General features: G+C 62.9%; 11 protein-coding genes. 1 reads left to right on the top strand and 10 read right to left on the bottom strand.

Translation table 11 applies throughout. The annotated features are described in order from the left end of the window. Positions 1-193: 193 nt before the first annotated feature. Positions 194-1,486, top strand: coding sequence for a citrate synthase (locus QDT79_RS10225; RefSeq protein ID WP_016928730.1), 1,293 nt, complete (start codon positions 194-196; stop codon positions 1,484-1,486). A 57-nt stretch (positions 1,487-1,543) separates the two neighbouring features. On the opposite strand, the gene nei is transcribed toward QDT79_RS10225, so the two are convergent. The 10 genes from nei to phrB form a co-directional block, all read right to left on the bottom strand. Further along, positions 1,544-2,335, bottom strand: a complete 792-nt coding sequence (nei, locus tag QDT79_RS10220) for an endonuclease VIII (protein WP_060440508.1) — start codon at positions 2,333-2,335, stop codon at positions 1,544-1,546. Between the two features lie 53 nt (positions 2,336-2,388). Then, on the bottom strand, positions 2,389-3,033 hold the full coding sequence (gene pcp, locus QDT79_RS10215; protein WP_308316461.1) for a pyroglutamyl-peptidase I: 645 nt from the start codon (positions 3,031-3,033) through the stop codon (positions 2,389-2,391). Between the two features lie 8 nt (positions 3,034-3,041). Next, positions 3,042-4,061, bottom strand: coding sequence for a DUF979 domain-containing protein (locus QDT79_RS10210; RefSeq protein ID WP_038877526.1), 1,020 nt, complete (start codon positions 4,059-4,061; stop codon positions 3,042-3,044). Beyond that, positions 4,058-4,789 (bottom strand): DUF969 domain-containing protein, encoded by a 732-nt coding sequence (locus QDT79_RS10205; RefSeq protein ID WP_048322403.1) that lies wholly within the window; start codon positions 4,787-4,789, stop codon positions 4,058-4,060. Before QDT79_RS10205 ends, QDT79_RS10210 begins: the two co-directional genes overlap by 4 nt. A 54-nt stretch (positions 4,790-4,843) precedes the next feature. Next, on the bottom strand, positions 4,844-5,584 hold the full coding sequence (gene pxpA, locus QDT79_RS10200; protein WP_025301876.1) for a 5-oxoprolinase subunit PxpA: 741 nt from the start codon (positions 5,582-5,584) through the stop codon (positions 4,844-4,846). Further along, positions 5,574-6,506 (bottom strand): 5-oxoprolinase subunit PxpC, encoded by a 933-nt coding sequence (pxpC, locus tag QDT79_RS10195; RefSeq protein ID WP_060440510.1) that lies wholly within the window; start codon positions 6,504-6,506, stop codon positions 5,574-5,576. The genes pxpA and pxpC overlap by 11 nt, the downstream gene beginning before the upstream one ends. Then, complete coding sequence (pxpB, locus tag QDT79_RS10190) at positions 6,500-7,156, bottom strand: 5-oxoprolinase subunit PxpB (RefSeq protein ID WP_071845083.1); 657 nt, start codon at positions 7,154-7,156, stop codon at positions 6,500-6,502. Before pxpB ends, pxpC begins: the two co-directional genes overlap by 7 nt. Before the next feature lie 159 nt (positions 7,157-7,315). After that, on the bottom strand, positions 7,316-8,059 hold the full coding sequence (locus QDT79_RS10185; protein ID WP_308316460.1) for a type 2 GTP cyclohydrolase I: 744 nt from the start codon (positions 8,057-8,059) through the stop codon (positions 7,316-7,318). 18 nt (positions 8,060-8,077) lie between these two features. Further along, a complete protein-coding gene (locus QDT79_RS10180; RefSeq protein WP_038877517.1) occupies positions 8,078-9,058 on the bottom strand; it encodes an MBL fold metallo-hydrolase in 981 nt (326 codons plus the stop codon). A 22-nt stretch (positions 9,059-9,080) separates the two neighbouring features. Further along, positions 9,081-10,511 (bottom strand): deoxyribodipyrimidine photo-lyase, encoded by a 1,431-nt coding sequence (phrB, locus tag QDT79_RS10175; RefSeq protein WP_308316459.1) that lies wholly within the window; start codon positions 10,509-10,511, stop codon positions 9,081-9,083. Positions 10,512-10,516 lie beyond the last annotated feature (5 nt).

The following is a 10,516-nucleotide window of genomic DNA, read 5'->3' as shown; positions in this document are numbered from 1 at the left end:
GAATTACTATGAATCGTTAACAACTGGTCACCCGTCTCGTTCGCCTGGTCAGCACTCTGTACCCTACCCGCGCACAGTTGCGCAGTCGCTCACAGAGTTAGCGTCCGCACCATTTTTTTGCGGGCAACCTGCAGAGATTTAAGGTATTTCAGTTGTTAGTGGTTTTTAAAATAAGGCGCTAAGGAGACAGTAAATGACTGATAAGAAAGCGACGCTAACCATTAACGACAGCGAAGCTCCGATCGAACTGGGCGTATTGACACCGACACTGGGCCCTGATGTCCTCGATGTCCGCGCTCTGGGTTCCAAAGGTTATTTCACATTTGATCCCGGCTTTACCTCCACCGCTTCTTGCGAATCCAAGATTACCTTCATCGACGGCGACAAAGGCGTGCTGCTGCACCGCGGCTTCCCTATCGAGCAACTGGCGAAAGAATCTTCCTATCTGGAAGTGTGCTACATCCTGCTGTACGGCGAGACCCCAACGCCGGAAGAGTTCGAGACCTTCAAGACGACCGTCACCCGCCACACCATGATCCACGACCAGATCACCCATCTGTTCCGTGGCTTCCGTCGCGACTCACACCCGATGGCGGTGCTGTGCGGCGTGACCGGCGCGCTGGCGGCGTTCTACCATGATGCGCTGGACGTCAACAACGAGCGTCACCGTGAAATCACCGCGTTCCGCCTGCTGTCCAAAATGCCGACAGTGGCCGCGATGTGCTACAAATATTCCCTGGGCCAGCCGTTCGTTTACCCGCGCAACGATCTGTCCTATGCCGGCAACTTCCTGCACATGATGTTCGCTACCCCGTGCGAAGAGTACGTGGTGAACCCGGTGCTGGAACGCGCCATGGACCGCATTCTGATCCTGCACGCCGACCATGAGCAGAACGCCTCTACCTCTACCGTGCGCACCGCCGGCTCTTCCGGCGCCAACCCGTTCGCCTGCATCGCGGCCGGTATCGCCTCCCTGTGGGGACCGGCGCACGGCGGCGCCAACGAAGCGGCGCTGAAAATGCTGGAAGAGATCAAGACTGTCGAGCACATTCCGGAATTCATCAAGCGCGCCAAGGACAAGAACGACTCCTTCCGCCTGATGGGCTTCGGCCACCGCGTGTACAAGAACTACGATCCGCGCGCTACCGTGATGCGCGAAACCTGTCACGAAGTGCTGAAAGAGCTGAACAAGAAGGACGACAACCTGCTGCAGGTCGCAATGGAGCTGGAGCACATCGCGCTGAACGACCCGTACTTCATCGAGAAGAAACTGTACCCGAACGTCGACTTCTACTCCGGCATCATCCTGAAGGCGATGGGTATTCCTTCTTCCATGTTCACCGTGATCTTCGCCATCGCGCGCACCATCGGCTGGATCGCCCACTGGAACGAAATGCACGACGAAGGCATCAAAATTGCCCGTCCGCGTCAGCTGTACACCGGCTATGCCGAACGCGATTTCAAATCCCAGCTGAAAAACAAGTAAGCCGCTTTCCCGGCTGAAACCGCACAGCGCCGCCCCTTCGGGCGGCGTTTTTTTTGGTTATTTCTGGCAGCCCGGGCACCAATAAAACGGCCGCGACGACAGCTCGGTACGCACGATCATCCCACCGCAGCGTTCGCAGGGCTCGCCGCTGCGATGAAATACCTTGAAGCGAAACAGCGCGCCGTGATGCCGGTTGTCATCCGCCTGCCCTCGCGTCTGGTAGGAAAGTCGCGGCACCGCCAGCAGTGCCTCCGCCAGGTGACGCAGCGCCTCTGGCGTCAGATCCTGCGGTTTATGCTGCGGCGCCAGTTCGGCCTGCCACAGGATTTCGGCGCGCAGATAATTGCCCAATCCGGCGAGAAACGCCTGGTCGAGCAGCATGCCCCCCAGCTGCCTGCGGCGAAAACGCGGCGTCAGCAACCGCTCCGCCACGTCGTCTACCGTCAGCGACATGTCCAACACGTCGGGGCCGATGCGTTGCAAAAACGGGTGTTGCTCTATTTCCTCGCGCGGCCCGACGGTAATGTCGGAAGCGCTGTAAAGCAATATCGCGCTGTGGGCGGTTTCCAGCCGCACCCGCAGATCGCGCTTGGTCTCCGGCGTCTCCCCTGCCGCCGCCACTTTCCACACGCCATACAGCTGGTTGTGGCTGTACATCGTCAGCCCATTGGAGAAATGGGTCAGCAGCGCCTTGCCACGCGGCTCGATGGCGACGATGCGCTCGCCGAGCAGACGCTGGCGATAGTGTTTCAGCTGGGGAAAAGCGAAATCGACGGCGGTCAGCGGCTGATCGATCACCGCCGCCGCCAGTTTGTCCGCCGCCCGGCGAATCTCCGGTCCTTCCGGCATAGACCACTCCTTGCGTAGACCCGGCGCAGCCCGATGCGCCGGGGATGACATGATTAATGCGTCGCGCCGCCCACCACTTTCAGATCGTGCTCCACCTGCAAAGCGATGGAAACGGCCAGCTCCAATGCAAACAGCACCGTCGAGGCCGCCATGCTCGGCGCACCGGGGTGCGCCGCCGCCTGTTCCGGCAGGTACGGGATATGGATAAACCCGCCCTTGACCTCGCGCTGGCCGCTCAAACGGTGCAGCAGGCCATACATGACATGGTTGCACACGTAGGTGCCGGCGGTCTGCGAAACGGAGGCCGGAATACCGGCCTCGCGCATCGAACTGACCATCGCTTTAATCGGCAAGGTGCTGAAATAGGCCGCCGGACCGCCGGCGACGATCGGCTCGTCCACCGGTTGCTGCCCCTGATTGTCGGGGATACGCGCGTCGTCGACGTTGATCGCCACCCGTTCGATCGTGATGTCGGTGCGGCCGCCGGCCTGGCCGATAGCCAGCACCATCACCGGCTGCACCTCGTCGATCGCCGCATTGAGCGCCTCCAGCGCCGCGCCGAACACGCACGGCAGCTGGCGCGCCACGATGCGCGCACCGACCAGCTCCATATCATTGAGCTGCTTCACCACTTCCCAGGAGGGGTTAAGGCGCTCGCCGCCAAACGGCTCAAAGCCGGTAATCAATACTTTTTGCATCCTTACTCCTACAGGAACATCAGGAAATACAGCAGGAACACGTTAACCAACAGCAGCAGCACGCCGGTCGGCACCTGCGCCTTGATCACCGCATTCTTGTCCGGCAGCTCCAGCAGCGCCGCCGGCACAATGTTGAAGTTCGCCGCCATTGGCGTCATCAGGGTGCCGCAATACCCCGAGAACATGCCGATCGCCGCCATCACCGCCGGGTTGCCGCCGTGCTGCAACACCAGGATCGGAATGCCGATGCCGGCGGTAACGATCGGGAAAGCGGCGAAGGCGTTGCCCATCACCATGGTCAGCACCGCCATACCGATAGCGTAGACTGCCACGGCGATAAAGCGGTTATCGACCGCCAGATACTCCTGGGTCAAATGCGAGATCGCGGTGCCGACGCCGGCGACGGTAAACAGCAGCCCCAGCGTGGCGAGGATCTGCGGCAAAATGAACGCCCAGCCGATCGAATCCAGCAGGCGCCGCGCTTCCTGCACCGGCTGCAGCGCCTTCTCGTGGGTCATTTTCACCGCGATCGCCAGGCCAATCAGGCAGCCGACGGTCATCGAGAACAGGGTGATCAGCGTCGCATGGTTGCCGCTGCCGAACACCGCGGTTTGCAACGCCGGCACGTTGTTGAACAGCAGCACGCCGATCACCGTCACCACCGGGATCGCCAGAGCGGGGATAAACAGCTTATTGCCCAGGCGCTTGGCGCTGGCCTCGCGCTCCTGCGGCGTTCGCTGGTGATAGCTGCCGAGGCGCACGCCGCCGAAGCCGGCAATCAGGGCCATCACCACCACCACCCCGCCAACGATGATGTGCAGCATGCGTTTCTCGTTGCTGCCTTCGCCCAGCACGTCGCCCAGCAGGCGGTAAGTCCAGTCGCCGACCAGGAACACCAGGCCGTACAGCCCCCAAAACAGCCCGGTGGTGATGCGGCGCGGGTTGGCGCGATCGCGGAAGGACATCACCGCAACAATCAGCAGCACCGCGCCGGCCAGCCAGTAGAGATATTGTTGCTGGAAGTTCATCGTACCTCCCCCTTCGCCTGCAGCGCCGCCTGATTCAGCTGCGCCAGCTCGGCGCTCAGCTGCTTATCCATCCGATACAGCCGGAACGCGTGGATCAGGAAAGCGAAAATCGCGGTCGGAATGCCCCACAGCGCGATATGCAACGGCTCGGTCTGAATGCCGCCGGACTCCAGCATAAAGTTGTGCATGAAGATGATCGCGCCGAAGGCGACGAAGATATCTTCGCCGAAGAACAGCCCGACGTTGTCGGTCGCGGCCGACATGGCGCGCAGACGGTGGCGCGTGCGCTCCGGCAGCTCGCCGTAGCGGTTTTCCGTCGCCCCTTCCGCCATCGGCGCCAGCAGCGGCCGCACCATCTGCGGATGCCCGCCCAGGCTGGTCAGTCCCATCGCCGCGGTAATCTCGCGCACGAACAGGTACACGATCAGCAAACGGCCGGCAGTGGCGCTTTTGATCTTGGCGATCCACGCCTGCGCCCGCTCTTTCAGCCCGTGGCGTTCCAGCAGGCCAATCACCGCCAGCGGCAGCAGCAGGATCAGCGGCAGGTTACGGGTGTTGAGAAAGCCCTCGCCGAGCTTTTCCAGAATGACGTCCAGCGGCATCAGCGCCGCCAAACCGGTGATGATGCCGGCGGCGATCACCACCAGCACCGGGTTGAAACGCAATACAAATCCGACCACGATGGCGGCGATGCCAATCAGTGGCCAGAGATTCACGGCCTGTTCCATAGTCTTCCCTCGATATTTTCTAATAGTTTTTTGCTTGTGATGTTGTGTCTTGCTTTACTGCTCCGCGCTGACGCGGATCCCCTGCTGAACAAAACTGTCCCGCAGCTTGCGCGCATACGCCAGCGCATGCTCGCCGTCCCCATGCAGGCAGACGGTTTCCGCCTGAACGGCGGCCCAGACGCCATCCACGCTGCGCACCCGGTGATGGCGCACCATCTCCAGGGTTTGCGCCAGCGCCTGTTCGTCATCTTCGATCAACGCCCCCGGCAAACCGCGCGGCACCAGCGTGCCGTCGGCCTGATACCCGCGATCGGCGAATACCTCCTGCCGGGTGGTCAGACCGAGTTTTTCCCCGGCACGGATCAGCTCGCTGCCGGCCAGCCCCACCAGCCGCAGTGCCGGATCGACCGCCTGCACCGCCCGGGCGATCGCTTCCGCCAGCGCCGGCTCAACCGCCGCCTGGTTGTACAGCATGCCGTGCGGCTTAACGTGCACCATCACCCCGCCCTCGGCGCGGGCGATGGCCGCCAGCGCCCCGAGCTGATACACCACCTGTGCGTACACCGTTTCCGGCGGCAGCTGCATGCGGGTGCGGCCGAAGTTCTCCCGATCGGGAAAACTCGGGTGGGCGCCGATCGCCACGCCGTACTGCAATGCCCAGCGCACCGACTGACGCATGGTCTGCGCATCGCCGGCGTGAAAGCCGCAGGCGATGTTGGCCGAGCTCACCAATTGCAACAGCGCCTGGTCGTTGGCGCAGCCTTCGCCGAGATCGGCGTTCAAATCAACGATCATGTAACCCCCAGGCAATCTGTCGAAGGAAGAGATCCTGCTCAGCCTTGGCGCGCTGCGCCTCCGTCAGTGAGCAGAGAACGAAGTGGATCGGTTCGCCGAGACGGATCTGCGCCAAGTGGTAGAGATCGGCCTCGATCACGCAGGCGATACGCGGGTAACCGCCGGTGGTTTGCGCATCGGCCATCAGCACGATCGGCTGGCCGTTGTGCGGCACCTGCACCACGCCGGGCAGCAGGCCGTGCGACAACATCTCGCGATCGGTGGTGCGCTCCAGCGGCGTGCCGCCGTGCAGACGGTAGCCCATGCGGTTGCTCTGCGGGCTGAGCTGCCAAGCGGTGCGCCAGAACGTGTCCTGCGCCTCTTCGCTGAATTCGGCATACTCCGGCCCCGGCAGCGCGCGGATGCGGTTGGTGAACAGCAGCTGCTTCACGCCACAGCGGTGTTGCGGCAGCGCGGTGGATTTACCCAGCGGCAGCCGATCGCCATCCTTCAGGTTACGGCCTTCGTGGCCGCCAAAGGCGGCCTTCATGTCGGTGCTGCACGAGCCCAGCATTTCCGGCACGGCGATGCCGCCCGAGATCGCCAGGTAGCTGCGCATGCCGCGTTTCGGTGTGCCCAGCGCCAACCGCTGCCCCTTTTTCACCGGGTAGCGCCAGCCGGTCCACAGCGGCTTGCCGTCCAACTGCGCGTCGCAGCCGGCGCCGGTCAGGGCGATCCAGCCAGGGCGGGTAAACTCGGCGCTGAACTGGCCGAGGGTGATCTCCAGCCCGGCGGCCTCAGGCGCATTGCCCACCAGCAGGTTGGCGATCTTCAACGCAGGTTGATCCAGCGCCCCGCCGGTGCTGATGCCCAGGCGGCGGAATCCCTCGCGGCCCAAATCCTGCACCGTGGTATAGATGCCGGCACGCAGAATAATCAACATACGCCCTCCTTCTGCGGCACGAAGCGCACGTTATCGCCCGGGCGCAGCAGCGTCGGCGGCATTTCATGCGGATTGAACAGCGCCAGCGGCGTGCGGCCGATCAGCTGCCAGCCGCCGGGCGTCACCAGCGGATAGATGCCGGTCTGGCCGCCGCCAATGCCGACGGAGCCGGCCGCCACCGCCAGACGCGGCTCAGCGCGGCGCGGCGTCGCCAGCTGTTCCGGCATGCCGCCCAAATAGGAGAAGCCCGGCTGAAAGCCGAGGAAATAGACCACGTAGGCTGCCGCCGCGTGGCATTCCACCACTTGCCGCGGCGTCATGCCGGTATGGCGCGCCACGTCATCCAGATCGGGGCCTTGCTCCCCGCCGTAGACCACCGGAATATCCACCTGGCGCGATTCCGGCGTCAGGCTCTCTTTGCTTTCCCAACCTTGCTGCAGCAATGCGAGCATCGCTTCGGCGTCGGCCTGCGGCGTATGCAGCAACAGCGTCAGGTTATTCATCCCCGGCACCACTTCCCGCACGTCGGGGTGGTGATTCAGCTTTTCCGCCAGCGCCCAGATGCGCTGCTGGCTCGGTAAGGTCACCGGCGGCGACAGTTCAAGCACTACCGCTCTTTCACCCAACAGGTAATAACGTGCTTGTTGCACCCTTATTCTCCTTATTATTATCGCGATGAAAAACACACCAGTTATGCGTGACGCGGCCCCGGCTGTCAATAGAACGCAACCATAAGGAAAATAAGGAAATAGCGCGGTAAAAGGATTCAGCCGGCGCACAGGCCGGGCTGGATCCGGGGAAGAAAAAAATCAGGCGGGATTCGGGATATCGATAAAGGTCACATCAAAGCCGTGGTGCTGCGTCAGCCAGTCGCCCAGCGCCTTCACGCCGCCGCGCTCGGTGGCGTGGTGGCCGGCGGCGAAGAAATGCACGCCCATTTCGCGCGCGCTGTGAATGGTCTGCTCAGACACTTCACCGCTGATGAACGCATCGACGCCGAAGCGCGCCGCGCTGTCGATAAAACCCTGGCCGCCACCGGTGCACCAGGCCACCCGGCGAATGTGCTCAGGCGCGTTATCGCCGCAGTGCAGCACCGCGCGCCCCAGCCGGCTCTCGATACGCTGCTGCAGCGCTTCGCCGGTCAGCGGCTGTTCAAATTCGCCGTGCGGCACCAGCGGCTCGACGTCGCCAATCACCCGAATGCCCAGCGCCTGCGCCAGCTGCGCGTTGTTGCCCAGCACCGGATGCGCGTCCAGCGGCAGGTGGTAGCCGTACAGGTTGATATCGTGGGTCAGCAGCGTTTTCAGGCGGTTGCGCTTCATGCCGCGCACCGTCGGCGCCTCGTTTTTCCAGAAATAGCCGTGGTGCACGATAATCGCGTCGGCCTGATGCGCCACCGCGGCGTCCAGCAGCGCCTGACAGGCGGTGACGCCGGTCACGATGCGCTGCACGTGCGGGCGGCCTTCTACCTGCAATCCGTTGGGGGCGTAGTCCTGAAACGCCGCGGCGTTCAGTTCCGTGTTGATCAGTTGTTCCAGATCGAGGTTACGCATTCTCTTCTCTCTTCATAGTCAAAATGTCTGCCGGTCGCCCTGCGCCATCAGGATGAATTTCACACCCAGATCGTTGCCCTGCGCCAGCTGCTGCGCAATGGCGGCGCGCGTGTCTTCGCCCTGTTTCAGGCTGGGCTTGATGTGGCTGATCACCACCGGCAAACCGTTCAGCGAGCCATCGCCGCCGCTGTACTGCGTCAGGTTCTTCAGCTCCTTCAGCAGCCAGGCCGGCGTCAAATGGCCGTACAGATGTTTATCTTCCACCCCGTTAGGGTAAGAGGTTTCAATAATCATGCCTTTGAGCTTCTTCTGCTCGACAAGCGGCCCCAGCGCGCGCCAGACGGTATCGAGATCGCGCGACTGCTCCACCTTGTCCGGCCCGGTATCGCCGAAGTAGGCGAAGAACTCGTTGCCGTTGGAAATCAGCAGCATCGACGACGGATAGCGATCGTGGCTGAGCGGGTACATCACGCCGGTCAACCCGGTCAGGCCGAGGGTAAACCGCTGCTGCGGCCGCACCGTTTGCAGCCGGTAAGTGCCCAGCCGCGAGCCGTTGCCGGCATCGGTAAAGTTCGGCCACGCCTTCCAGTTGAAGTAGTGATTACGCAGGGTCAGTACGGTGTCCGCCTGGGCGTAAACGGTTTTTTTATTGTCCTCGGGCGAGCCGACGATCAGCCCCGCCACATGGTCCAGATGACCGTGGCTGATAAAGTAGCTGCCGATCAACTGCCGGAACACATAGCCCTGCGGCGTGTAAGGCGCGGCCAGCTCGGGCGTCACCTGCGGGAAGCTGCCCTTCTCCAGCCCTTTGGCGATGCCCGGCAGCAGCGAACCGGCGTCCAGCGCCACATACCGTGGCTGATTGTCGCTGCGGATCAGGTAGGAGGTCAGGTTGCCGTCGCTGACGCCGCCGTCGACGCCGAGCGCCACCACGTCAAAGCCGGCGATCGCCAGCGCCGAATAGCCGCTCAGGCACAGGGCCAGCACCTTTTTCATCATTGCATCGCTCCTTGCAGTTGCCTCAAGACTCTCCCCGTTTTGCCGCCTCGAACGCCGCCAACGTCTCCAGGCGGGCTTGCTTATGGTCGACGATCGGCAGCGGGTAGTTCAGCGTGCATCGCTGCTTTTCCGCCCAGCGATGGGGATGATGGATGTCATTGTCAGGCACATCCGCCAGTTCCGGCAACCATTTACGGATAAAAGTGCCTTGTGGATCAAAACGTTCACCCTGAGTCGTCGGGTTGAAGATGCGGAAATACGGCGCGGCGTCGGTGCCGGTGGAGGCCGCCCACTGCCAGCCGCCGTTGTTGGCCGCCAGATCCCCATCCAGCAGTTGCGACATGAAATAGCGCTCCCCGGCGCGCCAGTCGATCAGCAGATCCTTCACCAGAAAACTGGCGCTGATCATGCGCAGCCGATTGTGCATCCAGCCGGTGGCATTCAGCTGGCGCATGGCGGCATCGACGATTGGGTAGCCGGTCTCACCCCGCTGCCAGGCCTGCAGCTTCACCACGTCATCGCACCAGCGCACTTTGTCCGTCCAGGCGATAAACGGCCGATGGCGGCACAGCTCGGGATAGGCCACCAGCAGATGGCGATAGAACTCGCGCCAAATCAGCTCGTTGAGCCAGGCGAAGGCACCGCTTTCGCGATCTTCCAGCAGCTGCGGGCATTCGGCGCGCAGGCGATTGAAGCACTGGCGCGGCGACAGCACGCCGATCGCCAGATAAGGCGACAGGCTGCTGGTGCCGGCGAGGGCCGGCAGATCGCGCTGCCGGAGGTAATCCTGCACCTGCTCGCGGCAAAAGGCGCGCAGCCGCTGCAACGCGGCCTCCTCGCCGGCGGGATAGCCATCCCCAGTCTCCGCCGTGGGGTAAACGAACGCCGCCGGCGCCTCAGGCGCAGGCAACGCGCCACCGGCGCGGATCTTCGGCGCCGGCAGGCAACTCACGTCGGACTCGGTCAGGCGCTGAAGAAAGGCGTTGCGAAACGGCGTATAGACCTTGTACATCTCGCCGCCGCCGGTGAGCACGCTGCCCGGCGGCAACAGCAGGCTGTCATCGAAACCGTGGCACCTCACCCGGCCGCTCAACCGCTGTTCCAGCCGCGCATCGCGCCGCCGTTCGTTCAGTTCGTATTGGCAATTGTAAAACAGCGCATCCACCTGCTCTCGCTCGCAATAGTCCGCCAGCCAGTCAATCGACGCGGCAAAGTCCGCACAGGAATGGCAATGCAGTGCAATGCCCTTGTGCGCCAACGCTTGCTGCACCGCCTGCAGGCTGGCGTGGATCAGCGCCGCCTGCCGCGGCGCCATCTCATGTTGCCGCCACTGCTGCGGGGTGGCGATAAACACCGCCAGCACCCGGGCTTCAGGATCGCTGCAGGCGGCGTGCAGTGCTTTGTTGTCGGTGATACGCAGATCGTTACGCAACCAGACCAGATGCGTGGTCATAAAAC

This window comes from Serratia marcescens (genome assembly GCF_029846115.1).
Taxonomy (GTDB): domain Bacteria; phylum Pseudomonadota; class Gammaproteobacteria; order Enterobacterales; family Enterobacteriaceae; genus Serratia; species Serratia marcescens_L.
This window is presented reverse-complemented; position numbering and strand designations above follow the sequence as displayed.

What these genes read in the sequence shown, in the direction of transcription:
- QDT79_RS10225 (WP_016928730.1), top strand. Translation starts at nt 194, where the DNA reads ATGACTGATAAGAAAGCGACGCTAACCATTAACGACAGCGAAGCTCCG.
- nei (WP_060440508.1), bottom strand. Translation starts at nt 2,335, where the DNA reads ATGCCGGAAGGACCGGAGATTCGCCGGGCGGCGGACAAACTGGCGGCG.
- pcp (WP_308316461.1), bottom strand. Translation starts at nt 3,033, where the DNA reads ATGCAAAAAGTATTGATTACCGGCTTTGAGCCGTTTGGCGGCGAGCGC.
- QDT79_RS10210 (WP_038877526.1), bottom strand. Translation starts at nt 4,061, where the DNA reads ATGAACTTCCAGCAACAATATCTCTACTGGCTGGCCGGCGCGGTGCTG.
- QDT79_RS10205 (WP_048322403.1), bottom strand. Translation starts at nt 4,789, where the DNA reads ATGGAACAGGCCGTGAATCTCTGGCCACTGATTGGCATCGCCGCCATC.
- pxpA (WP_025301876.1), bottom strand. Translation starts at nt 5,584, where the DNA reads ATGATCGTTGATTTGAACGCCGATCTCGGCGAAGGCTGCGCCAACGAC.
- pxpC (WP_060440510.1), bottom strand. Translation starts at nt 6,506, where the DNA reads ATGTTGATTATTCTGCGTGCCGGCATCTATACCACGGTGCAGGATTTG.
- QDT79_RS10185 (WP_308316460.1), bottom strand. Translation starts at nt 8,059, where the DNA reads ATGCGTAACCTCGATCTGGAACAACTGATCAACACGGAACTGAACGCC.
- QDT79_RS10180 (WP_038877517.1), bottom strand. Translation starts at nt 9,058, where the DNA reads ATGATGAAAAAGGTGCTGGCCCTGTGCCTGAGCGGCTATTCGGCGCTG.
- phrB (WP_308316459.1), bottom strand. Translation starts at nt 10,511, where the DNA reads ATGACCACGCATCTGGTCTGGTTGCGTAACGATCTGCGTATCACCGAC.